21 protein-coding genes are annotated in these 23,703 nt (G+C 43.5%); 12 read left to right on the top strand and 9 right to left on the bottom strand.

All coding sequences use genetic code 11. The features are described from left to right. Positions 1-8 precede the first annotated feature (8 nt). Positions 9-845 carry a carbohydrate ABC transporter permease gene (locus tag BUC05_RS15065; protein WP_063608712.1) on the top strand — a complete coding sequence of 279 codons (837 nt, stop codon included), beginning with the start codon at positions 9-11 and terminating at the stop codon, positions 843-845. 97 nt (positions 846-942) lie between these two features. Beyond that, positions 943-1,701 (top strand): sugar phosphate isomerase/epimerase family protein, encoded by a 759-nt coding sequence (locus tag BUC05_RS15060; RefSeq protein ID WP_035202969.1) that lies wholly within the window; start codon positions 943-945, stop codon positions 1,699-1,701. A gap of 29 nt (positions 1,702-1,730) precedes the next feature. Here BUC05_RS15060 and BUC05_RS15055 read toward each other — a convergent pair whose 3' ends face one another. The 4 genes from BUC05_RS15055 to BUC05_RS15040 form a co-directional block, all read right to left on the bottom strand. Further along, positions 1,731-2,582 carry a helix-turn-helix domain-containing protein gene (locus BUC05_RS15055; RefSeq protein WP_035202968.1) on the bottom strand — a complete coding sequence of 284 codons (852 nt, stop codon included), beginning with the start codon at positions 2,580-2,582 and terminating at the stop codon, positions 1,731-1,733. Further along, positions 2,579-3,670, bottom strand: a complete 1,092-nt coding sequence (locus BUC05_RS15050; protein ID WP_011248118.1) for a Gfo/Idh/MocA family protein — start codon at positions 3,668-3,670, stop codon at positions 2,579-2,581. The genes BUC05_RS15055 and BUC05_RS15050 overlap by 4 nt, the downstream gene beginning before the upstream one ends. Positions 3,671-3,681: 11 nt before the next feature. Further along, the gene (locus tag BUC05_RS15045) at positions 3,682-4,842 is read right to left on the bottom strand and encodes a Gfo/Idh/MocA family protein (protein WP_011248117.1); all 1,161 of its coding nucleotides are present in this window, start codon (positions 4,840-4,842) and stop codon (positions 3,682-3,684) included. Between the two features lie 90 nt (positions 4,843-4,932). Continuing rightward, entirely contained in the window at positions 4,933-5,814 is an 882-nt protein-coding gene (locus BUC05_RS15040; RefSeq protein ID WP_011248116.1) for an AraC family transcriptional regulator, read from the bottom strand. 105 nt (positions 5,815-5,919) lie between these two features. Between BUC05_RS15040 and BUC05_RS15035 the strand changes: the two genes are divergently transcribed. The 5 genes from BUC05_RS15035 to BUC05_RS15015 all read left to right on the top strand — a co-directional run bounded on the left by BUC05_RS15035 (position 5,920) and on the right by BUC05_RS15015 (position 11,579). Further along, entirely contained in the window at positions 5,920-7,029 is a 1,110-nt protein-coding gene (locus BUC05_RS15035) for a glycoside hydrolase family 88 protein (RefSeq protein WP_063608709.1), read from the top strand. Positions 7,030-7,055: 26 nt separating this feature from the next. Further along, positions 7,056-7,967 carry a carbohydrate ABC transporter permease gene (locus BUC05_RS15030; protein ID WP_035202964.1) on the top strand — a complete coding sequence of 304 codons (912 nt, stop codon included), beginning with the start codon at positions 7,056-7,058 and terminating at the stop codon, positions 7,965-7,967. Between the two features lie 12 nt (positions 7,968-7,979). Next, entirely contained in the window at positions 7,980-8,825 is an 846-nt protein-coding gene (locus BUC05_RS15025) for a carbohydrate ABC transporter permease (RefSeq protein WP_082111861.1), read from the top strand. 13 nt (positions 8,826-8,838) lie between these two features. Next, complete coding sequence (locus BUC05_RS15020; RefSeq protein WP_073305248.1) at positions 8,839-10,164, top strand: ABC transporter substrate-binding protein; 1,326 nt, start codon at positions 8,839-8,841, stop codon at positions 10,162-10,164. A 704-nt stretch (positions 10,165-10,868) separates the two neighbouring features. Continuing rightward, positions 10,869-11,579, top strand: coding sequence for a M23 family metallopeptidase (locus BUC05_RS15015; protein ID WP_051881165.1), 711 nt, complete (start codon positions 10,869-10,871; stop codon positions 11,577-11,579). Positions 11,580-11,808: 229 nt separating this feature from the next. On the opposite strand, the gene BUC05_RS15010 is transcribed toward BUC05_RS15015, so the two are convergent. Further along, positions 11,809-12,318 carry a VOC family protein gene (locus BUC05_RS15010; protein WP_279626606.1) on the bottom strand — a complete coding sequence of 170 codons (510 nt, stop codon included), beginning with the start codon at positions 12,316-12,318 and terminating at the stop codon, positions 11,809-11,811. Positions 12,319-12,618: 300 nt separating this feature from the next. Here BUC05_RS15010 and BUC05_RS15005 point away from each other — a divergent pair, with 300 nt between their 5' ends. Further along, entirely contained in the window at positions 12,619-13,140 is a 522-nt protein-coding gene (locus BUC05_RS15005) for an NUDIX hydrolase (protein ID WP_073305244.1), read from the top strand. Positions 13,141-13,314: 174 nt separating this feature from the next. On the opposite strand, the gene BUC05_RS15000 is transcribed toward BUC05_RS15005, so the two are convergent. Further along, complete coding sequence (locus tag BUC05_RS15000) at positions 13,315-14,709, bottom strand: DUF1565 domain-containing protein (protein ID WP_244153318.1); 1,395 nt, start codon at positions 14,707-14,709, stop codon at positions 13,315-13,317. A gap of 1,129 nt (positions 14,710-15,838) precedes the next feature. After that, positions 15,839-16,750, bottom strand: a complete 912-nt coding sequence (locus BUC05_RS14990) for a DMT family transporter (protein ID WP_073305240.1) — start codon at positions 16,748-16,750, stop codon at positions 15,839-15,841. 845 nt (positions 16,751-17,595) lie between these two features. Here BUC05_RS14990 and BUC05_RS14985 point away from each other — a divergent pair. From BUC05_RS14985 to BUC05_RS14975, 3 genes are all read left to right on the top strand, one after another. Continuing rightward, positions 17,596-18,510, top strand: coding sequence for an EamA family transporter (locus BUC05_RS14985; RefSeq protein WP_073305238.1), 915 nt, complete (start codon positions 17,596-17,598; stop codon positions 18,508-18,510). Positions 18,511-18,717: 207 nt separating this feature from the next. Beyond that, complete coding sequence (locus BUC05_RS14980) at positions 18,718-19,305, top strand: TetR/AcrR family transcriptional regulator (RefSeq protein ID WP_073305236.1); 588 nt, start codon at positions 18,718-18,720, stop codon at positions 19,303-19,305. 40 nt (positions 19,306-19,345) lie between these two features. Beyond that, positions 19,346-19,729 (top strand): DUF5367 domain-containing protein, encoded by a 384-nt coding sequence (locus tag BUC05_RS14975; RefSeq protein ID WP_073305234.1) that lies wholly within the window; start codon positions 19,346-19,348, stop codon positions 19,727-19,729. A 173-nt stretch (positions 19,730-19,902) separates the two neighbouring features. Here BUC05_RS14975 and BUC05_RS14970 read toward each other — a convergent pair whose 3' ends face one another. Both BUC05_RS14970 and BUC05_RS14965 read right to left on the bottom strand, forming a co-directional pair. Next, the gene (locus BUC05_RS14970; protein WP_073305232.1) at positions 19,903-20,583 is read right to left on the bottom strand and encodes an HAD family hydrolase; all 681 of its coding nucleotides are present in this window, start codon (positions 20,581-20,583) and stop codon (positions 19,903-19,905) included. Positions 20,584-21,071: 488 nt separating this feature from the next. After that, the gene (locus BUC05_RS14965; protein ID WP_302466545.1) at positions 21,072-22,082 is read right to left on the bottom strand and encodes a LacI family DNA-binding transcriptional regulator; all 1,011 of its coding nucleotides are present in this window, start codon (positions 22,080-22,082) and stop codon (positions 21,072-21,074) included. A gap of 226 nt (positions 22,083-22,308) precedes the next feature. Here BUC05_RS14965 and purB point away from each other — a divergent pair, with 226 nt between their 5' ends. Then, a complete protein-coding gene (purB, locus tag BUC05_RS14960) occupies positions 22,309-23,667 on the top strand; it encodes an adenylosuccinate lyase (protein WP_073305228.1) in 1,359 nt (452 codons plus the stop codon). The last annotated feature ends 36 nt before the right edge of the window (positions 23,668-23,703 follow it).

Below are 23,703 nucleotides of genomic sequence, written 5' to 3'. Positions count from 1 at the left end.
GGTGCCGCATGAACACATTGGCAAAAAAACGATTAAAAAGCATCTACGCTCATACCATTTTAATTCTTGCATCGATTTTGTTTTTAGTTCCGTTTGTGTGGATGGTGTCTACTTCTTTTAAGCCGATTACGCAAGTCTTTACGTTTCCGCCAGAATTTTTGCCGCAGCCTTTCCAATGGGAGAATTATATTGAAGCAACGAAGTATATTCCGTTTTGGACATACACATGGAACACTGCCGTTATTACAGGACTTAGCACACTCGGAGTCGTTCTTTCCTGCCCGCTTGTAGCCTATAGTTTTGCAAAGCTCCGGTGGCGTGGCCGCAATACGTTGTTTGCGATTACGATTGGCGTCATGATGATTCCGACACAGGTGACGATGATTCCGCTTTTCTTGCTTTTTAACCAGTTAGGTTGGGTGGGAACAAACTTGCCATTGATTGTGCCAGCTTTTTTCGGTATCCCTTTTTCGATTTTTCTGTTGCGGCAATTTTTTAAAGGCCTTCCTGACACATTACGGGAAGCTGCAAAAATTGATGGGGCCAGCGAATGGCGCATTTATTGGCAAATCATGTTTCCATTAGCCAAGCCTGCTGTGTTAGCAGTCGCGCTGTTCCAATTTATGGCGGCGTGGACTGATTTTCTTGGACCGCTTATTTACTTGACTGATGAAGCGGCCTATACATTGTCGCTCGGGCTCCAGCAATTCCAAAACCAACAAGGTTCTCAGTGGCATATGATGATGGCCGTTTCGACGCTGATGACGTTGCCGATTATCGTGTTATTCTTCTTTATGCAAAAAACGTTTATTCGCGGGATCACGTTTACAGGCATCAAAGGCTAAACCACAATGAGGGAAAAACAAAACGCGGTTTTACACAACGAAGAACAAGCGCGTGTGGCTAGAATCGCCTATAGTAGAAGCATAGGGGGCGATACGGGTGAACGAAAAACTTGCAGTAACGGTATTTACTGTTCGTGAACAGTTAAAAACAGTCGGCATTGGCCCAGTTTTTAAAGAGCTTGCACAAATGGGCTATAAAGGGCTGCAATTGTCAGGGTTGCCAGCAGGCTATGACCAAGATGAAGTCGCTTACCATTTAAAGGCTAACAATGTGGTTGCTGCCGGAATGCATGTGCCGTTTGCTCGCTTGACGAATGAGCTTGACCTTGTACTGAAAGAGGCACAGAAATACGGGACAAACGCTTTGTTCTGCCCATATTTGCCTGAAGAGCTGCGGACGGAGGAAGGGTACCGGGCCGTTAAGGAAGGACTAAATAACGTGGCGCAACAGGCACCTGATTTTCAAATCGGTTTCCATAACCATGCTTTCGAGTTTGAGACAACGATCGATGGGCAAGATGCGCTTAGCTATTTGCTTGAACCGAGCCAAGATAACCGCATTCTAGCTGAAATTGACGTCTACTGGGTTAAAAAAGGCGGCCGCGATCCATATACATTTATTCAGACGTACAGCGGGCGAATGCCAATGATCCACTTGAAGGATATGACGAAAGATGAGGAAGAGACATTTGCCGAAGTCGGAGAAGGGTCGATTCCCTTTTTGCCGATCTTGCAATGGGGCGAACAAAATGGAGTAGAGTGGTATGTTGTCGAACAAGATGTATGCAAAAGGGACCCGATGGACAGCTTGCGCATAAGCCTCGCCAACTTACAGCAATTGGCGGCACAGCTTTAACGACGAGTGTATTCTGGCTAAGCCAATGCTTAGCCAGACATGCTTTGGCGCTTGTATTGAGCAGGCGTGATGCCTGTGAATTGTTTAAACACTTTTGTAAAATGGGATGGATAATGAAAGCCAACTTGGTAGCAAATATCAGTAATGCTGGCGTCGCTTACGAGAAGTTCAATTTTCGCTTGGTTGACTCGCCGCTGATACAAATATTTAAAAATCGTTACGCCTGTCATTTCTTTGAACACTTTCGACAGATGGTATTTGCTAACGTGAAGTGCCTCTTCTATCGTTTCAAGGCCGAGATGTTCATGATAATGGCTTTCGATAAAGGAGACGACCGCTTGGACGGTCTTTTCTTTTTGGCTCATTTCCCCCTTAGGGAGCTCGTTCTGTGACGTGCCCCAATAGGAGCAAAGATAAAGAAGCAGATCCATAAAAGCTAACTGGAAGCGGGGCGCAGCCATAGGGCCGCCCCGCTTTTGGCTATCATGTAACTGGGCTAGATGCTGTTCCAATTGCTGGCGGCTGCCCCCAGTAAAAGAGAGGCGCACTGGCTTCACTTGGGCGAATGGCAAAAGGGCGTGGTCGTCACCCAATGCTTGAAACACCTCCTGAAAAAAACGGTGGTCAAAGTGAATCGTTGAGCGGACATAAGGATGGCCGTGATACAGCTTTGGGCAATGAAGTGTCAAGCCATTCATTAAAATGATATCGCCAGGGGCAAGGGAAAAAATTTGATCGCCAATTAAGTACGTGCATTTGCCTTCATGAAAATAAAAGATTTCTGCTTGTTCGTGAGAGTGAAAGGAAAGCGTCCGTTCATTTTTATGGTCTTCTTTGTAGTTGAAATTCAATGTTGGCGTTTGCACAAGTGCGCCGCTCATGTTGTTTGCTCCGATGGCATCATACGCTCAGCTTGTGCTTGGGCGCGTAAGCACAGCTCCGCTGCTTTAAAAGCATGGGCTTGCGTCATCGCGTGTTCCGTCCGGTTTAGGCAATCCAAAATCAATTCGCCAAAAAACGGAAACCCGACTTTCCCCGATAAAGCAAAATGCTGTTCACCATCTTTGTTAACCAGATAGAGATGGTCGCCACCATTGTCACGAGCGACATCGACATACTTGCGCAGTTCGATTGTCCCCTCTGTCCCTGTAATAAACGTCCGCCCATCTCCCCATGTGCTTAACCCGTCTGGCGTGTGCCAATCTACTTTAAAAAAGTGCGTCGCGCCATTGTCACCGACGAGCGTCGCATCGCCGTAATCCTCAAGTTCAGGGTAATCAGGATTGGCATAATTGGCGACTTTGCTGTGAAGCACCGTCGCGTCGCGGGCCCCGGAAAAATACAGGAATTGCTCGATCTGATGGCTGCCGATGTCGCAAAGAATGCCGCCATACTTCTCTTTTTGGAAAAACCATTTTGGACGGCTTGGGGCGTTAAGCCGATGCGGTCCAAACCCGGTTACTTGCAAAACGCGGCCAATCGCTCCTTGCTGGATTAAATCGCCTGCAAATACTGCCGATTCGACATGCAAGCGCTCGCTGTAATAAACCATGTATTTTTGTTTAGTCCGCTCAACGGTTGCTTTTGCCTGTTCAAGCTGCTCAAGCGATGTAAACGGCGTTTTGTCTGTAAAATAGTCTTTACCGCTTTCCATTACTTGAATGCCAAGGGCGGCCCGCTCAGATGGGATCGCTGCCGCGGCAACTAAAGCGATTGTTTCATCGCTAAGAATATCGGCAACGCTACCAGCCACTTGCACATTTGGATAGGTGTCAACAAAAGCAGCGACTTTTTTAGGATCAGGGTCGTACACAGACACAAGCGTTGCCCCCGCCTCAAGCAAGCCATTGCACATACCGTATATATGTCCATGGTCAAGCCCGATTGCAGAAAAGCGAAATTCGTCTTTATTGACGACTTTGTTTGGTTTTCCTTTTGGCGCATAATTCATCCCATTTTGCTTGTTCATCGTTTTCCTCCTCAGTAGCTTTTTCGTACATCCAACGTTTGATTGGTTGTGACCGTTTTTCCTGGAGAGTTGCGGATTCGTTCGTTTAAGTTTTGCTCATAAAGGGCTTCATTTAATGGGAGTTCGACCCAATTGTCGATCCACGTTGATAAATGCATGGCATTGGATAACGTCAGGCCTTGAATGCCTTCCTCGCCTGGGGCGATTAGTGGAACGCCATGTAAAATCGCATCGACAAAATTTTGGGTAATGCCTTGGTGCCCCGTTTCGGCGCCAGCGACAGGGATATCAATTTTCCAATGTTCTGGAGCGCCAAAACCACCTTTATAGGATGCATTAAACACGGGCTCTGGCGTCCGCAACTGCCAAAAAGACAGCGTTTCGCCTTCAATAACCGCTTTTCCTTTTGTGCCAGTCACTTCAAGGCGGTTGGTCCCTGGAGCTTCTGCTGTTGTCGTAATAAACACACCGGTCGCACCGCTTTCGTACTCCATATAAGCGGTCACTTCATCCTCCACTTCAATATCGCGGTATTTTCCAAATGAGCAAAAAGCACGGATTCGGTTAGGTTCCATGCCAATCAGCCAGCCCCATAAATCTAATTGGTGTGGGCACTGGTTGATGAGGACGCCGCCGCCCTCGCCTGGCCAGGTGGCGCGCCAACTGCTTGAGTCATAATAGCTTTGGGAGCGGTACCAATCGGTAATGATCCAGTTCATTCGCCGAATCGTCCCTAGTTCGCCCGATTGGATCAAATCTTTAAGCTTTAGATAAATCGGCTTTGTCCGTTGATTGTACATTAAAGAATACACACGTCCGCTTTTTTGAGCCGCTTCATTCATTTCTCGTACTTGGCGCGTGTATACGCCGGCAGGCTTCTCGCACAGGACGTGCAGGCCTGCGGCAAAGGCTTGCTCAGCAAGGCGTGAGTGGCTGTAGTGTGGCGTGGCAATCAGGACGGCATCAACGACATTGGCGTGAAAGAAATCGCTTTCATTTGTAAATACAGGCACGTTGTCGCCAAAATGTTGTTGCACGGCACTGGCTCGCTCTCCATCTTCTTCCAATAATGCGCCAAGACATGCGCCTTTTATGCTTCCCTCTACTAAGTAAGCAGCGTGGGCGCTACCCATATTGCCAACGCCAATCACACCGATCCGCACTTGATCCATTAAACCCTCTCCTTTTGTTTGCGCTTACAAACAGTGTAGTCTTCATGGGTAGGTTTAGCTGATCTATTGTTGGGGATTTTCGATTCTTACTTATACGTGGTTGTTGTCTGTATTCATAGACAAGCGGTATTGGTGCGGCGTTGCATTGGTTTTGCGCTTGAACATTTGGATGAAATACGAGACATTCGTTAAACCGATACGCTGGCTAATTTCGTCGATAGGCAAGCTCGTCGTTTGCAAAAGGTGGCACGCTTCTTTCATGCGCCGCGCTGTTAAATAGTCGGTAATGCTACTTCCCGTCTCACGGCGAAACACTTTAGAAACATACGACTTGGACAAATACAAGTCCTGTGCCAGTAGCGACAGATTAAATGGTTCCGTTAAATGGTCTTCAATCCAGCCCATAATCCGTTCGGCGTAATGAATGTGGCGGAGCTTCTTTGTAGGAGGCCGTCCCTTTAGCTGATGCTGCATGTAACTGAGCAGTTGAATCAAGAGCAACTCTTCCCGTTCAGCCCGTTCGTTGATCGAAGCTGCTTCAGCCATTTTGTCATGCATGTCGCATAAAGAGCGAATGTAAAAGTAGTCTTCAGAAAAATCAATAAACGGATCTTGGTTGTAGCCGTTTTTCAATTGACGGAAAAATTGGGCCATCGCCGGATAAGCTGTTAGGCGCTTTTCGGCATGCAATGGATCGAAATGTAGCGTTGCCCGTTCATATGGAGCAGCCGAAGCAGGCGCAACATGGTGCAATTGAAAGGGCTGGAAGAAAAAAAGCATGCCTTTTTTGATTGGCGACATTTGCTGGTTCACAACGACGCTGCCGGCTCCGTCAAATACAATGAGCAATTCACAACCTTGGTGCCAATGGTAATAGCCATTGTAATCAGTCGGATAAAACAGCTTCTTATGATGCCAATCAAGCGCTTCGGAGCTTTGGGGACATTGCTGGAACAACGGCTTTTTTGTCATCGCTGCCGCACTCCTTTTGTGCAACAAAACAATATTTCTTTCCATTGTATCATGATTTTTTCATTGGTGGAAGCGCTATCATGTGTATCAAAAGGAGGGAGTCAAATGGAAACAGTACAACACATCATCGCCATCGATGAATTGGAACAACGCATCACAAGGATGGCCAAGCAAATGGAGAATCGTTCACCACATGCATCAGATAGCAGCGGGCGGTACGACGATATGCCTGTTAGCTGGTGGACTTCTGGCTTTTACCCTGGTTTGCTTTGGCTGATGCATGATGTGACAGGCAATGCTTTCTTTAAAAATCAAGCAGAAGGTTGGTCACGGAAAATCGAGGAAGCATTCCAAGAACATCCAATCATCTTGCACCACGATGTGGGCTTTCAATTTTTATTGACGGCGGTGATGGAGTACGAACAGACGGGAAGCGAAGACGGGCTCCGAATCGGCTTGAAGGCAGCAAATTATTTGGCAGGGCGGTTCAATCCAATTGGCGGTTTTATTAAAGCGTGGAATGGTGACGACAAAAAAGGCTGGGCCATTATTGACTGCATGATGAACATTTCTTTGCTTTATTGGGCCAGCCGCGTCACCAATGATCCGAGCTACGGACAGATCGCCTCAGCACACGCTAATACAACGTTGCAATGGGGCGTCCGCGACGATGGCAGCACAAGCCATATCCTTTCTTTTAACTCCCATACAGGGGAATTTATCGAGTCCATTGGCGGCCAAGGATACGGACCTGACTCAGCATGGAGCCGGGGGAACGCCTGGGCGTTGTATGGCTTTGCCAACGCCTGTCGCCACACAGGGAAGCGCGCCTATTTGCATGCAGCTAAACGAATTGCCCACTTTTTTCTTGCAGCACTGCCAGAAGACAATGTGCCGTACTGGGATTTTCGCTGTGGCGGGGAAGAAGAGGAGCCACGTGACAGTTCCGCCGCAGCCATCGCCGCTTCTGGCTTACTTGAAATCGAAGCACAAGTGCCACAGCGAGAAAAACGAATGTACCGGCGGGCGGCAGAAAAGATATTGCAATCGCTGAGCACCCACTATTTGGCGAGTGACGAGAGCGAGGCGATCTTGACGAAGGCAACAGGTAATGCCCCACAAGGCCGCGACATAAACGTCTCTCTCATTTATGGTGATTATTTCTTTGCTGAAGCGATTGCAAAACGAAACGGTTGGCAACGGCGGATTTTCTAATTCAAAGAAAAGGGGGCCAGAAATGGATGAAAGCGAAAATGGGGGAGAGTGTCCAACTACAGACACGCCGAAATAAAGCCGCAAAATCAACGCTCACATGGTATTTGTTTTTGTTGCCAACGTTATTGGGAATTGCTTGTTTTATTCTTTATCCCGTGTTTGAATCGTTCCGTTTGAGTTTTTACCGCTCAAACGGGACGATCGAGACATGGATCGGTTTAGGCAATTATCAACGTGTTTTAAGTTCAAGTGCATTTTGGAATGCGGTCTACAATACGTTTTATATTGCTTTTTTTCAGCTGCTGCTAGCGATTCCAGCCGGGTTTGTCCTCGCCTGCATGATCAATCGCATTAAACGATTTCAAAGCATGTTTAAAGTGTTGTTTTTCTTGCCCAATGTCACGTCAATCGTTGCTGCTGCGATGATTTTTATGTTTGTGCTCCAACCGGAAGTCGGCCTCATTAACCATTTCTTAGACATGTTCGGCTTGCCAACTTCCCCATGGCTATCTGATCCATCAACTTCAAAAGCAGGCGTCATTTTGCTGGCTGTTTGGCATTGGCTCGGCTTTGTCATTATTATTTGTTTGGCCAATTTGCAGGCGATTTCACCGGAATTGTATGAAGCTGCTGAAATCGACGGCGCCTCCAGTTTGCAACAATGGCTGTTTATCACGATTCCGAACATGGCAGGCACGTTCGCTTTTCTGTTTATTATGGGCTGGATTTCTGGGTTACAGCGGTTCCAAGAAGTGTTTGTCCTTGGCGGTCCAGGGGGCAGCCCCAGCCGTTCCTTGCAGACAATGGTCGCCCTCATTTATGAGCGGGGCTTTGGCGGGTTTGAATTTGGCATTGCCTCTGCCATCACGGTATTGCTGTTTCTCATCATTCTTGCATTTACAGTACTGAACCTCAAGCTGACGCGCTTGAAACTATAGGAGGGGATGAAATTGGCCCAAAGCCAACAAACAAACCGGCGTGTTGCTCAAATCGTGATCTATGTCTTTCTTTTTGTTTGCGCGCTGCTCGTCATCGCTCCTTTTGTATGGATGGTGAGCATTAGCTTTGACCGAATGGCCAATATTCAAGTTCCGTTCCCGCCAAGCTTCATTCCTGATTTGTTTTCGATCTTTAACTATGAATTGGTATTTGAAAATGGCCGCATTTTCCGTGCTTATCTTAATTCAGGATTGGTGACGTTTGGTTCTGTCGTTTTACAAGTGTCAGCCGCGTTATTAGGGGGCTATGCCTTTTCAAAAGGGCGCTTTAAAGGGAAAAAGCTGTTGTTTATTGTTGTGCTTGCGACGATGATGGTGCCCATTGAAGCGCGGCTTATCCCGCTGTATTCGATGTTTAATCATGTTGGCTTGCTCGATACATTTTGGCCAGTCATTTTGCCTTCAATTTTGTATGGCCTAGGCGTGTTTCTTACCAAACAATTTTTTGACCAAATTCCTGACAGTTTGCGGGAAGCCGCGTCGATTGACGGCGCTAGTGAATTCAGAACATTTTTTCAAATTTACGCGCCGCTGGCCGGCCCGATTACAGCGACACTCCTCATCTTGTCATTTATGGGCAACTGGAATGAATTTGTGTGGCCGCTCGTTGTCTTAAATTCGGAACAACTCCAGACGATTCCCCTCTTTCTCGCCAGCTTTTCGTTAGAGAACGGAACGGCATTGGCGGGGATGACGATGGCGCTGGCTACGATGAGCGTTGTGCCTATTATTATCGTATTTGTTTGCTTGCAGCGCTATATTATCCAAAGCATTGCCCTTAGTGGCTTAAAAGAATAGGGGGACTGCAAAAATGAAGCGATTGATTACACATGTGGCAGCCTGTTCGTTGGTGATGCTCGCCAGTTGTGCGCCGCAAACGGAAACAGAAAATGCCCCGAGTGAAAACGCAGACTTGACCGTCGCGATGATTGGCGATTTTAAGATGCAAGATACAACAGATCCGATTACAGGCCAAAAAGCGACCGGTTTCCATGCTGCAAAAGCAGAATTTGAACGGCTTCATCCAGGCGTTACGATTGAATTCATCATGATGCCATGGAGCAACTATGTCGCCAATACACAAGCAATGATTGCCGGGAGCCAGGCCGACGTCTACCAAATGCCAGGCGTCAACGATTTTGCCGCCCAAGGTTTGGTAGAACCACTCGAACCATTCATTGAAGAAGACGACGATTTTGATTTAGGCGTCTATAACGACAACTTGGTCGAAGGCTGGAAAGTATTCGGTCCAGACGATGACACACCACAAATTTACTCCCTGCCAGTACTTGGGGACGGCCGTTTCATCCAATACGACAAGCTATTGTTTGAACAATGGGGCGTCGAGCCACTCTCCGATTACCCGACAGTGGAAGAAGTGATCGACAAAGCGAAGCAAATGACAGGCGAAAATCCAGTCACAGGTGAACAAAACTACGGCATTTACTTTCCCGGCACAAACGACACTGCTTTAACGCTCGCCAATCTTATGGAAGGCTTTGGCGGCGAATGGGGCACAGGCCAACGCTGGGAAGACATTGAGCTGCACTTCGACTCGCCCGAAATGAAACAGGCGCTCAAAGCGATGGTTGAGCTCGCCGACTACATGCCAAAAAGCTTTATTAACGGCCAAGGCAATGAGCGGTGGCTGACGCCTAGCAACAATATCGCCATTGGCATCAACCAAGGAAACGGCAACTTAAAAACCATTTACGCTCAAAGTTTGCAAGACCGCTTCCCGATTGTGCAAAACTTTAAAAATGAAAACGGCGTCGGCGGCATGTTTTCCGGCAGCCCGCTCGCAATCGGAAAAACGAGCAAAAACAAAGACCTAGCTTGGGAATTTATTAAGTTCAGCGCAAGCGAATACTTCCAGCGCTTTCTATGGGAAGAATGGGGGGCTACCCCTGTCATCAAACAGGCAGCCGAATGGGAAAGCATCCAGGAGATGGAGCTAATGGAACCCGTCCTCGAAGCGATGACCAACGCCGTCACACCCCGCTATCCATGGGCCTCCTCCCAGCCACGCTACATTTTGCAAGCAAAAACCGAAGGCGCCTTAACCGGCACGATGTCGGTAGAACAAGCCTTGGAGGAAGCGCAACAGGAAAGCATGGAGTGGATTGAAGGGCGGTAGGAAGAGTAGGGATGTAAGGATACTAAGAGCGTCGGCTGGCGCTCTTTTTTGGGGGGTGTTGTTGATTCGTTCTAGGGTCTTTTCTTCAAAGTCTTTTACCATACGATGGAGAAGTATTATGGTATCAACACAGAATTAGACAGTTTCATAAGATGCCAACCCCCGGTGTTAAGTAGTTAAGAGACCAGTAAATTAACAAATGATTAAACCAATACATAAAATCAAATAAAGCTAACTTTGTACCCGTATGCTGTATTGCTGACAAACTTGAAAGCATGGCTGGACTGCACAATCATTCCCTGAGGCAGTAGACATTTTTTCATGATCGAAACTGTGATATCCATACTGATCCTTCCAATTGTTGTCGTTCTTCACTATTACCTTTGTTTGGCGAAGACTTGTTTATAAGATATCAATTACAAGTTCAACTTGGTTTAAAATCAATTCTATTATAATTGTCTGTTCTTGGGTTATATTAATTTAGCTCTTGTATCTGTCCTTATGGTGCACCTATAGCATCACTTGATTTTCTTGCTGATGGTTGGAACACGATGGCTAAATATTTTAATTATTGGTATATTATTATTGAGTTTATAATTTTTTAGTAAGAGCAAACGTAATCATAAAGAGGATGAGTAAAATAATAAGTCTATTAAAAAAGAATTTTAGTACTTTTGATTCTGCGATATAGGGAGGGTGATGGTATGTATAACAAGGAAGCAACTATATCAAAACATGATAATGGTCCCGGTATAACTGGATCTCTTCCTTTTACTGGGAAATGGATGGTGGGCAATACTCCGGCACAACGAATACCGAGTCATGGCACAGATATGTTTGGGGTAGGTTACGCAATTGACTTTATTGCAGTTGATGACCAGAATCGAACAAGTTCATCAAGAAGTTGGAATACACTTTTGGGATCCGAGTCTCCTGAAATCTTCTATGCATTTGGTAAGCCAGTTATCTCACCTGTTTCTGGAAAAGTAGTAAGCATTCATAATGGCGAACCTGATCATGAAGCACGGCGCTCACTACTTACATTGTTACCATATATGTTGACTCAAGCCGATAGAATTCGTAAAGGCCCGGAAGCAATAGCTGGAAATTACGTAATAATTGCTCCAGATAATTCTGATTTATATATTGCAATTGTTCATCTACAGTTAGATTCAATTGTAGTGGAAGAAGGGCAGAATATTTCAGAAGGGGAATATCTCGCTAATTGCGGGAATTCTGGAAATTCAACTCAACCTCATATCCATATACAAGCAATGGATAGTTTGGACTTTTCTAAAACTCAAGGTGTCCCATTATACTTTCGAGAATTTTTTCAATGGAACAAAGGAGAAAGTGAGCCAAAAACTCGTGTGAAAGCATTTCCGGATGCTAACACTGTTATTAGTCCCAAGTAATCCATCAGAATAATGAAATTTATTATCAGCTATTGGAGAAGGAGACATAGTTATGTCAAAACAATATTGACTTCTGTTTCCGCTAATCGAGCATCAGAGATAGTGGAGTGGGCAGCTGCACAGTTGGCATCTGGTCAAATTGAGCGATGAATAGAAGACCTTGATTGGGTATTTTCTCTTGGCCTTCGCCCGGTTCCGAATGCATGCCTGTTTGTTTTACGACGCCTGCTTAAGAACCTTGAATTTCTGAGATGATGGAGCTGAGAAACTTTTGCTGCTCGACACTAGCTTTTTCACATAGCCCCCATAGCAACTGATTCTCATGCTCAGTCAAATCCCGTTTGAGTGTTGAACTCATTCGTTGTTTCAAGTCGAAATAGACGCCCCTTTCTTCAACCGCGCGAATATAGTGCCCGTCCGGGTCATAAAAGGTGAAATAACCGAAATCATTAGTAAATATAGGTTCTTTATCAATAGGGGTTCCAGCTTGTTTAATCCGTTCATGCAACGCAAGCAAGTCATTCGTTAATATCTCAACCATCGTCACATGTCCGGTGCTGCTTGTGATAAAGAATGAATGAGGAAAGACAAACTTCAATTGTGTGACATCTTCAGGTTTAGTTTCCATCAAAAAAATACCTGGACCATTTCTGTTTTTCAATGCAATATGTGCTTCTCCAAACGAATAATCTGTTGAAACCAATTCATAGCCCAAGACAGTACAATAAAAGTGACTGATTTTTTCAAATTTGTAACTGGAACTCGCATGCTGCAGTACCCAATCACATCCGCATGATTCTTTTCTTTGTTCAATATATTCTACTCCTTTCTAGTTACTTCCAATTCTTTGTCGCTGATCGCCATTGCCGATTCTAAAATCAAATTGGGGTACTTATTCGTTAGAAAATTCTATAATCCTGCTTGTACCTTTAGGCGATTATTGAAATTTCCCACGCATTACTGTCCTACATAAAATTAAAAGGCTTGATGAGTGGATGATGAATCTAGCGCGTTAAATATACGAATAAAGGAGACGAAAATGATTATACAGGAACAACTAAACAATAAAAGTTTACCTTGTCCAAATATCATTCAAATGGTGTTATCAAATGTTCCACCAGCAACTCATTTAGTCACCGCAGTCCATTGTCTATTATTTTTTGAAGAACGGTTAGTACTAACGAGGTTAGAGAATAGAGGCTGGGAAATTCCAGGAGGACATATGGAAGAAGGTGAAACGATAGTCGAAGCTTTAAGAAGAGAGGTATTAGAAGAGGCGGGAGCTTATATAAGTTCGGAAACTTTAATAGGGTATGAAAAGATTACGTTATTAGGTAGTAGACAAGATGGTTACCCTTATCCTTACCCATCAAGTTATCAGTTATTTTTCGCAGCAATAGCGGAGCAGTTTGTTAAGATAAATGACCCAACAGGACAAGCGAAAGAAAGGTGCTTCTTCGATTTGAACAATGAGCATGACAAAAGGAGTCAATGGGTAGTTGACCATTATCCCCTTTGTCTAGCCGCTTATAATCGTTTATTTCCACATAAAGAAGGGTGATTAAATGAAATTCCTATTATTTCACTTCCAGGCCAGCACCAACGCCTGCTCGCTCCGTTGGTGTTGGCCATTACGATTCGTGGCACACGTATAGTTGGTGTGATTCTAGTTGGTGCATGAAGGAGCCATTGCAGGATTCTAGGCGTCTATCGGGTTGTTTTATAGTTTCTAAATTCAGTTCAAATCAGAATGCAAGTCATTCCCGGTCTCTGTTTGATAGACTGCGAAATCATCAAACTCTTCATCCTTCCATATCCAATACGCTTGATTTTTACTAATATAGTGATTAAAGTCGACGCTATTTCCTTCATTTTCGGTGAACTCGTTTGTGATCATTAGTCCGTCTTCATTTGCAGTGATGTTGTTGTTACGCAATTCATTGTTCCTAGTGTCGAAGGCTAGATTGATTTCACCATAACCAAGATGCTTCGCGTTATTTTCTGTTAACTCATTTTCTTTAATGATACAATTTTCCGTCCTTCCACGATCTTCGTCATAGCCGCCAAGCGTAATGCCTGCTCCATGATTGTTATAGATGCGGTTCGTTGATACCTCTACATTTGAAGTAGCACCGCCGGCATGCTCACTTGCCAGTTCAATGCCAAAATCATTGTGGTGAACGTCATTGTCAATAATTTTTACAGCTTTGCCGCCATCGACGTATATGCCGGCGGCTGAGTAATCTTCCCCATAGGCGGGATTGCCAAAAGAGGAACTATTGTATACATGATTTTCTTCAATTACACCATTTCTAGCCTGATCTTGCGAAGGATTCGGCGCGGTCCCTTCAAAGCCGATGACGTCGATGCCGATATTGTTGTTATCGTGCACGATATTCCGCGCAATTCGAAAGCCGGCTACATTTCCATTCACCGCCATCGCTTCGCTTGCCCCTAGTTTCAGGTTATATAACTCATTTTCGATAATAGCAAGCTGTTCCAATGAAGTTGCCGAGTTACCGTAAACGGCAATGCCATGTGCATTACCGCCTCCTATTCGCTGATCTGCGTTCGTTCCCATATCGTGGATGCGATTCCCTATCATTTCAATATTTCTGCCGCTACCGCTCACATAAATGCCAACGGGCGTGACATCGGCGGATGATGTATAAAAATGGCGTATTTTAATGCCTTCGACACGTACATAGCTGGCATTGTCAATACGAATGACGCCATCTTCAATTTGCTTTACGCCCTTGCCGTCTATTATTGCCGTTTGTCCCTGTACATTGCGCAATGATATATAACCTTGGTCAGGGGATCCTGATTTATTGATGCTCACCGTTTGGTGATAGACTCCTTCCAAAAGAAACACAGTGCCGCCTGGTTTGACTAATTCGATTGCTTTCTGGATACTGGCAAACGGGGCATTCATTGTTCCAGGATTCGTATCTTTGCCTTGCGGTGAGACATAGTAATCTCTTGTTTCCGTTTCGGCTGTTGCTGGCTGCCTCTCCTCCGAAGTTATTGTGTCACTAGGATATAGTTTGGTGCTGAAGTAAGCGGCACTGGCTAATAACAATACGAGGGAGCAAGTCCAAAGAATAATCGATTTCATTTTTTTGTTCATGATAACCACATCCGTGATTTTTGAATTTTTTTCCTTCTATTTCATACCTTTACGCGTTACTCGGTCTTTCTATTGAGCTGCTGTATATGTGTTTTTTCAAAAGCGTTCAGGTTCGGGAGCGAGTCATAATCTCTTGTTCCTGTTTTCACTAGCTGGTTCACGAGGAACAAAGGTGCAAGCTCTTTTTCTTTTGTATTAGAATAGACTAGTTCTCTGTCATTGTATAGAAAGGTGCTTTAAGCTATTGAAGGTGATTGCTTTTGCTACTTAAAGTGCAGGGAGAACACGTAGTTTGAGAAGTTCTCATAGGAAGCCAATTAGAATCCTGTCACTTATAGAACAAAAAGATTTGAACGATTTTATAGTCTGGAGTGAACTATATAGAAAAAGTAAGGAAAAAAATTAGATTTGTTCTTGTACTAAGGCACCTTAGAAGCGTAATAAATTTAGGACAGCCATTAATGGACTTTCCTATAATTAAAAAGTAAAAGGGGATGTTTATATGACCATTCAAATCATATTATTTCAAGGTTAAGCAGTAATTCAACAAAAAACCAAAGTGAACGTGCCAATGTAAGAGGTGCAACCCTCTCAAAGAACCAATCAAAAGAAGAAACAGCGGCAAGAAGAAAAAGGCCGAAGTCTAGTATACCTTGTGCTCTTCATAGGCTTAACTTCTTCCCCGTTTTGGGGACCAACTAAAGAGTACTTAAGTTTCTTTTCCAAAATTGCGACACTAAAGAAAGGCCCACCTATAAAGAAGGCGGACCTTACTATTATCCTATTCGATCTCCATTCTTTACAAGGCGTTGTGGTGAAATTAATACAATCCCTTGTTCAGAATAAGAACCCGTAACTAGGACTTCTAACTGAAAATCGAAAATCAGCAACTTTCATTGGAGGGAAATCGATGATACCTACTACTTGTTTGCCGACAAGCTCTTCCTAGGTATAGCAATTTGTAATTTGGGCACTATATTGTTTCACATCTATCTATTCTCCAAAATCAACCCAAAGCTTGTAAGCTGGTTTTCTTGCTTTAGAAATGATTCGGTCCGAATGATTTCTCTGACCCTCATGTCTAGTTATTGAAAATCATTAAATGTTGCCATATCTTTTCATCCTATGATTAAGCGCGTTTTGTTTCTTCCATTGTTTGTTTTTCTTGTTGGTTGTCTTTGATCACCAACAACACACCTATGATTATAAGAAGAGAACCAAGCCAAAAGGTTATGTTAATAGTCTCTCCTAATATGAGCCAGCCTAATAAGGCTCCAACCACGGGCTGAAAGAAAAAGAACACACCTCCACTAGAGGCATTAAGCATTTGTAGTCCACGATTCCATAATAAAAATGCTAGTGAAGTCGAAATAACTCCTAAATAGATTAATCCACCCCAAATCGTAGGATTCGTGAGTTGAGCTACATCCAATTGAAGCAATCTTGGTATCACGTAAGGTGTTAACACAACAACGGCTAATAAAGTCGCGTATGTTGTGACAACAATTTGTGAGTAGTCGCTAGGTAAACATTTGATAAGGACTGACATTAAAGCCCATGTTAACGCAGCGATGACTAACGAAATGCCACCAAGTGTGCTGGAGACATTGAGGTTATCAACGCCAACAATAATAATAACCCCTAACGTAGCCAAGCTTACAGACATCGCTTTTTTGAAAGTTAATCGCTCCTTTAGTATGACACTAGCAAACAACACCATAAAAGCGGGTGTCGTAGCTGTAATAATCGCTCCCATTTGTGCCGTTGAAAGCATCGTTCCTGTTTCTTGTGCAATAATGGAAACCACGTATCCTACAAGCGCGATAGCCACGATAATCCTAAAGTGTTTTTTTCGGATGGACCAATTTTGTTTGGTCACAAACCCTAAAATAACTAACGCTACAAGTGCAATGACATAGCGCATCCAAACAAGCTCAACCGGAGGAATAACCTCCACTAAAATTTTCACTACAACGTACATGCCACCCCAAATGCTTGAAGCTAACACCAAAAACAAAGACCCTAGTAATGTATGTTTCATTTTTTGTACCCTCCGTTTTTTTAGGCTTATTATGCCTCACGGAGAGAGTAGCTTTTCAGTATCTCTCCGCTAGCGGGAGATTGCTACTGGTACATCGTTCTCAAATAATGGTGCATAAAACATTCTGTTTCAACTCCTTACTTAGTTATGGTCCTTAACAGTTTAACAAATTTATCTGATAAGGACTAAAACAATACGAGAAAACAAGCACAAAGAGTAATCGATTTCATTTTTTTGTTCATGCCCACATCCAGGATTTGAATTTTTCCTTTTATTTCATACCTTTACGCTTTACTCGCTTTCTATTGAGCTGCTGTAAAATTAGTAATCAATTTACGTATTTTATAAGCGTCCAGGTTCGGGGAGCGAGTCAAAATCTCTTCACCAGCCGGTTCATGAGGAGCCGACCGCCCAAAGGTACAAGATCATTTTTCTTTTGTATTAGAATAGCCTAGTTCTTGGTCATTGTATAGAAAGCAGCTTTAAGCTATTGAAGGAGGAGATTGCTTTTGTTACTCAAAGTGTGGGCGAGGCACGTAACTTGAGAAGTTCTCTCCTGTTTCTGGCTATTTGAGTAATCCAGTAATGGTCGAATTTTCAAGTGGATGGAACTTCCTGGGCTACTCTCCTCATAATCCAATGAAGGATATCATTTTAAAAATCGCACATAAGAATTGACAATGTTCCAAGGATGCTCCTATACTATGAACGGAACAGAATAATTTACCTAAAACCTATTTGGGAAGTTGTGGACTTTTCTAGAGAGCAATTTCTATTTTCGCCACACAAAGGCCGTATGGTCATTGTGTGGTTTTTTGCGTTCAATAAAGGAGGAAACTGGCGCGATGAAATTATGGCACTATGCATTGATTGTTTTTTTAGGAGGCTGCAGTTACGGGGTATTGTCTACTTTTGTTAAATTGGCGTATGCAGCAGGTTTTACCGTGTCAGCAGTAACCGGAGGGCAATATCTCTCCGGGGTTGTGCTTATTTGGCTTGCAGTGTTCTTTACGAAAATGAAAAAACCGACACGTCTACAATTTTTCAAGCTTATCGTATCTGGTATTCCATTCGGGTTAACAGGAATATTTTATTACCAAGCCTTGCAAACTTTAAACGCTTCTCTAGCGATCGTGTTTTTGTTCCAATTTGTTTGGATCGGGGCCTTGTTAGAGTGGGGATTCCATAAGAAAAAGCCGACCAAGAGGAAACTTATTTCCATCGCGTTGCTTCTGGTTGGCTCCATGTTGGCAGCCAATATTCTATTTCAGGAGCACTTGGCGTTATCATGGCAAGGAAGCTTTTGGGGAATGCTTGCAGCATCATCCTTTTCCACATTCATTTTTTTGAGTGGTTCGGTTGAAAAGGACACGCCTCCCGTTTTAAAAAGCGCTCTTCTTTGCACAGGAGGCGTATTGACCGTATTTATTGTATTTCCACCAACGTTTTTATTTGACTTAGATGTATTAATGGGGATCCTTCCTTATGGATTCGCACTGGGCATATTCGGCGTTGTCCTTCCGCCGCTTCTCTTTTCAATTGGTATGCCGCATGTCGGTCCGGGATTAGGAACCATTCTAACGTCATCTGAATTGCCGGTTGTGATTATCATGTCTTCTTTAGTGCTGGGAGAAGCGATAAGCTGGGCTCAGTGGGTTGGAGTGCTCATTATTCTCGGTGGGATCGTTTACAGCAACGCTCGATTTGATAGTCGGAAAAAATTGTCTTTAAATAAGGCTGACAGCCATAACGTGAGCTAAAAGTGTGTGATAAAAGAGCCTGCTAAACCCAGAGGTTAGTAGGCTTTTCTATCGCTTTCCGGTTGTTGTGTTTAATCCTATCGAATCCATGCCAGTCAAGGCATCAACCGATTCATTTTTTAATTGTAGCTATCGTTGACACGGTAGCTGCCTACATATATCATTTAGTTAGTCATATAACTAACTAAATAGTGGTGGTGAACGAAAATGGCTGAACCTAATGTAATTACAAAGCAAGATTTAATTGAATCGGCTAAAACGTGCATTGTCGAGAATGGGATCAATCAGTTAACGCTTAAGGCTGTTGCAGAGGGAGCGGGAGTGACGCAAGGAACGGTTTACTACCATTTTAAAACGAAAGAGCAGCTTATGATTGAAGTGGTAGAGGATATGTGCAAAACCTCTTGGGAGAGGTTGGAACAGATGAAAGAGGATACGGGCCAGCAAGGGATTGAGTGGATGAAAGCAGGTCTTGAAGCTGCTTATGAAAGGAATTCAAGCGATGCTTCTTATCACTCGTTATTTTTTTCATTGGTTGCAGCAGGATTGCACAATCATAACATTCGTGAGCGAATTGGCGGATTACTGGCCTATGAGAATGACGTTCTCCAAAAACAAATTCAAGCATTAGCAGGAGACGAATGTTGTGGCATGCCGCCAGACGTCTGCAGTGTGTTCGTGAATGCGCTCATAGATGGTTTGGCGGTACAGTCTTTAATGAGATCAGATTTCGATGGCAAAAAAGTGTTCGACTATCTGGAAAGGTTGCTGGCTAAACAATTGGGAAGCCGTTAGTCTTTTCACATTCATTCGCTGCCAAAGGATGTGATATAGTTTGTTTTTTCTTGTATGGGGTTTTTTAGTATGGTTAGGAGCGACAGCGGTTTTTCGTTTTTTCGGACAGTTTTTCTTCTCTCTGGAACAGCCGCTGTTGTTGGTTGCTGCGTATGTAGTTGTGATTCCGTTGATTTTGAGTCTGACTTATCCTGTTTATCGCTATAAAAAATTGGAGCGGAGGGAACGCCAAAAAGCCGCTGTTTTCATTGCTTTGCCGGGGATGTTGTTCGATGTCGTCGTGTTGTTGTTTTTTGCTAATATCTTCGTAAACTTAGATCCGGAAATGAATCGCATGTTTGCCTCATGGCTGTTATGGGCCTACTCAGCGATACTCCTTACAGGGTTAGTGCCAAGGAAAAGGAATGTTACTAAAGGTTATTAAAGGGACGAGACGGGGAAGCGTCTTGTGGGCTAATTTTATAATAAAAAGCTGTTTAAAAAACTCATGCTGTAAACATCGATAAAACATGAAGGACCTAAAGCGAAGATCAATCAATCCTTGCCTTAGGTTTCTTTATATTAGCAGATATATTTTTAACACTATCCCTTATTATATTAAGGCAAGATGTTTACTAATTCCTTAAGAGAACTTATGGTAATAATCTCTGGATGGGATTGTTGGCTATTTTTACGCTTTAACCATATCCCTGTCATTCCAGCCAAATTGCTGCCTAGTGCATCCGTTTCCAATCGGTCTCCTATATAATAACTACTTTTAGGAGGGATATTCATCTGTGAGCATGCTTCAAGGAAGATCGATTTTTCAGGCTTGGCCGCGTCTACTTCGCTTGAAGTAATAACGCAATCAAAGTAAGTTTCTACTCCTATTTTTTGCAGCTTTTTTACTTGCTGTTGGTAATCGCCATTACTTATAACCCCTAATGGGAAATGTCTTTGTTTCAATTTATTTAAAACCTCTACAACGTCTGGGTACACCTTCCAGTTTTTTTGATATAAAGACAAATAAACTTCAAATTGATCATCCGCCTCTTGTGCAGTCAAATTCATTTCAACCTTTTTAAAAAGATCAATCATTCGCGCTCTTTTTTGTTCTTGAAATGACATTTCATTTGCTAAAAACTTATTAAAGTATTTTTCAGAAAGTTGTTTCCATGTTTCAATTGATTGCTGTGGAGTAAAAGAAAAACTACTGTTAGTGCGAAAAAAAGCTAGAATTCCTTCCCGTTCTGCATAATCATGATCAAGCAACGTCCCGTCAATATCAAAGAAAATCATTAAAATCACCAACCCGTTTGTAATGGCTAATCAATCTTATTTAGCGGGATTTCCCTATTTATAAACATAATCTTCACTGCATCTATCAAATATGACTTTTTCATGCTGTTGTTTATAGAATCAATGGTCGTTTAATCATTTAGTTCACTCAAGCGCCTCCTTGAATAAAGTCTCTACTTCTTCATGCCTGGGCATTCCGGCTTGCGCTCCAAGCTTCATAGTTGACAAAGCCGCAACAGCATTTCCATATCATAAGCTTCTGATAGAAGAAGGCCAATTCCAAGCGTATAAGCAAGACTACCGTTAAAAAAGCGAACGCGATAGAACCTGCCTGGCTCCATGGTTTAACAGAATCCGGCTGGTTAAGCGCTGAGCAAACCTCAGAAACGAGTTTTGTGATGGATCGGTAAATAAGACCCGTAGATCTCAATATCCATTACACAAATTCCTTTAAATAAAAACAGCTACAAGAGAGTGTAACTGTTTTTTTAACGCTTCCATTTTTTTGTGCTGCCTCGTCTGATCAACTCAGTCCCTTCAACGACCGTGCCTTTTTTGTGATTTCCATCAATAAGGGAGACTAGCTGCTTAACTGCGGTTTCCCCCATCTCGTAAAGAGGTAGTTTTACAGTCGTTAAAGCAGGTGTCATCATCGCTGCAATTTCGGCATCGTGCAAAGTGACAATGGACAAGTCATCTGGGACGCGAATGTTATGTTCGTTGCAAGCTTTTAATGCCCCAATTGCGACAAGGAGGTTTGAAGCAAATAAAGCTGTTGGCTGAACCGGAGCTTTGAAAAGCTCGTTCATGGCGTTATAGCCGCCAACCAGGCTGTACGGAGCCTCCACCATTAACGCAGGATGAAACGGGATATCCTTTTCATTTAAAGCCGCTCGGTACCCTTGAAAACGGTTAAGCCCCGTTCCCGTATAAAGAGGGCCACTAATATGGGCAATCTGTGTGTGGCCAAGCTCCAATAAGTGAGCCACAGCCTTCTTGGCGCCACCACTATCGTCGGCGACAACATATGAGTCAATGCCTTTTGAAAGACGGTTAACGAGGACGAGTGGAAGCTCATCCATCAAAGCGAGCACATCGGAATCGTCAATGTCAGAGCTGGCAATGAGGATGCCGTCAATTTGTTGTTTGATGCTCCTCGGCAAGTAATCGTCTTGCAGCTCTTTTTGCTTTAAGCTGTACACAAAAAGAGTGTACTCCAATTGGGCGGCCATATTTTCGGCACCATGGATAATTTCCGCATAAACTGTGTTGAAGAAGTCGGGAACTACCATACCAATCGCGCGGTTAGAGCCTTTTTTTAAATTTTGGGCGGCTTTATTTGGTTGGTAGTTTAGTTCTTTTAATAGCGCTAGAATTCTGTTTCGTGTGTCGTCTCGAATACTGACCGGCTTTCCATTGACAACCTTAGAAATTACAGAAGGGTGGACACCCGCTTTTTCAGCGATTTCTTTTAACGTCACCATTTTGCTGCACCTCAATTATTATTCTTGTTCCAGTATACCAATGCCTGTAGCTAATGGGAAACGCTTTAGTCGTGAGTTGTTTTTTGTAGATCAAGTATCGTATTCACTATTCAGAAAAAGAAACGCTTGACATTGAAAGCGTTTTTATAATAGGATCTTTTTAAGGAAAACGTTTGACTATGTTTATCCTTTTAATAAGCGATTATAAAAATAAAACGTTTGACTAGAAAGGATGATTGAAATGCCTTCCAATCCGATCGATTCTCATTTATTAAAGGACCAATTTGGTACAGAAGCGATGCGGGCCATTTTTTCGGATGAAAAGTTGTTGCAAAACTGGCTTGATGCTGAAGTCGCTTTAGCACGAGCAGAAGCGAACCTTAAGCTTATTCCAAAAGAAGCAGCTGATGAAATTAGTCAAAAAGCGGTTGTCGCCAATATGGATTTTGAAACAATTCGTAAAGGAATAAAAGAAACCTCACACCCGCTCATTACCGTTATTCGCGAGCTAGAAAAAGTATGTGAAGGGGATGCTGGTGGTTATGTGCACTGGGGGGCAACTACCCAAGACATCATCGACACCGGGTTGGCCTTGCAGGTCAAAGAAGCCCATCAATTACTGTTAGACCAAGCAAACGCATTGTTAAACGTTTGTCTAAAGTTGAGTGAAGAACATAAGAGCACAATGATGCCGGGACGTACACACGGCCAACATGCGCTTCCGATTACGTTTGGCTATAAAGTTTCTATTTGGGCAGATGAAATAGGGCGGCATATTGAGAGGATGGAACAAGCAGGCGAGCGTTATTTGGTTGGTCAGTTTGGCGGAGCAGCCGGTACATTGGCTTCTTTAGGGGATAAGGGATTGGACGTCCAAAAGGAGTACAATCGTCTTTTGGGGCTAAAGCAGCCTACCGTTACTTGGCACGCGGCAAGAGATCATTATGCCGAGTTTAGTATGATTGTCGCCATGCTGTCTGCGACCACGGCAAAAATAGCGAACGAAATCATTAATTTGCAACGGACGGAAATTGGCGAGCTAGAAGAAGGATTTGAAATGGGTAAAGTTGGAAGCAGCACCATGCCCCACAAACGAAACCCGATGATATGCGAATACATTGTTAGTTTATCCCACGTGGTACGTAGAAAGGCATCACTTGGTCTCGACTGTATGATTCAAGAACATGAACGGGATATGGCATTTTGGCAGACAGAATGGTCGTATTTGCCGGAAGTATGCATTCTTACAAGTGGCGGGTTGGAACAACTGCAAGGCGTGTTAGAGAATTTAATTGTCCATAAAAGCCGTATGGAAAAGAACGTCTATATAACAAAAGGGTTGATTGTTTCTGAAAATGTCATGCTTGGCCTTGGAAAGTATGTAGGAAGACAGAAAGCACATGATATTATTTACGAGGCTTCAATGAGAGCATATGAAGAAGATAGGCCGCTTGAAGCGATTTTGCTGGAAAACGAAGAGCTATTAGCCTATATGGATGAAAAAACAATTCAAACTTATACCAATCCAGCTACTTACCTTGGGTTATGTGAAACATTTGTGGAACGGGTACTGCAAAAGTGGCGTACCGTTTCTTGTTAATTGATGGACCATAAAAGCAGGCGGCAAAGCCGTCTG

The sequence above is a fragment of the Shouchella rhizosphaerae genome, assembly GCF_900142675.1.
Classification (GTDB): Bacteria; Bacillota; Bacilli; order Bacillales; family Bacillaceae_D; genus Shouchella; species Shouchella rhizosphaerae.
Note: the sequence above shows the minus strand (reverse complement) of the source record. Positions and strands in the feature narration are given on the sequence as shown.

Bases quoted from the DNA above. Each gene is read 5' to 3' on its own strand.
- BUC05_RS15065 (WP_063608712.1), top strand. From the start codon at position 9: ATGAACACATTGGCAAAAAAACGATTAAAAAGCATCTACGCTCATACC.
- BUC05_RS15055 (WP_035202968.1), bottom strand. From the start codon at position 2,582: ATGAGCGGCGCACTTGTGCAAACGCCAACATTGAATTTCAACTACAAA.
- BUC05_RS15050 (WP_011248118.1), bottom strand. From the start codon at position 3,670: ATGAACAAGCAAAATGGGATGAATTATGCGCCAAAAGGAAAACCAAAC.
- BUC05_RS15045 (WP_011248117.1), bottom strand. From the start codon at position 4,842: ATGGATCAAGTGCGGATCGGTGTGATTGGCGTTGGCAATATGGGTAGC.
- BUC05_RS15040 (WP_011248116.1), bottom strand. From the start codon at position 5,814: ATGACAAAAAAGCCGTTGTTCCAGCAATGTCCCCAAAGCTCCGAAGCG.
- BUC05_RS15035 (WP_063608709.1), top strand. From the start codon at position 5,920: ATGGAAACAGTACAACACATCATCGCCATCGATGAATTGGAACAACGC.
- BUC05_RS15030 (WP_035202964.1), top strand. From the start codon at position 7,056: ATGAAAGCGAAAATGGGGGAGAGTGTCCAACTACAGACACGCCGAAAT.
- BUC05_RS15020 (WP_073305248.1), top strand. From the start codon at position 8,839: ATGAAGCGATTGATTACACATGTGGCAGCCTGTTCGTTGGTGATGCTC.
- BUC05_RS15015 (WP_051881165.1), top strand. From the start codon at position 10,869: ATGTATAACAAGGAAGCAACTATATCAAAACATGATAATGGTCCCGGT.
- BUC05_RS15005 (WP_073305244.1), top strand. From the start codon at position 12,619: ATGATTATACAGGAACAACTAAACAATAAAAGTTTACCTTGTCCAAAT.
- BUC05_RS15000 (WP_244153318.1), bottom strand. From the start codon at position 14,709: ATGAACAAAAAAATGAAATCGATTATTCTTTGGACTTGCTCCCTCGTA.
- BUC05_RS14990 (WP_073305240.1), bottom strand. From the start codon at position 16,750: ATGAAACATACATTACTAGGGTCTTTGTTTTTGGTGTTAGCTTCAAGC.
- BUC05_RS14985 (WP_073305238.1), top strand. From the start codon at position 17,596: ATGAAATTATGGCACTATGCATTGATTGTTTTTTTAGGAGGCTGCAGT.
- BUC05_RS14980 (WP_073305236.1), top strand. From the start codon at position 18,718: ATGGCTGAACCTAATGTAATTACAAAGCAAGATTTAATTGAATCGGCT.
- BUC05_RS14970 (WP_073305232.1), bottom strand. From the start codon at position 20,583: ATGATTTTCTTTGATATTGACGGGACGTTGCTTGATCATGATTATGCA.
- purB (WP_073305228.1), top strand. From the start codon at position 22,309: ATGCCTTCCAATCCGATCGATTCTCATTTATTAAAGGACCAATTTGGT.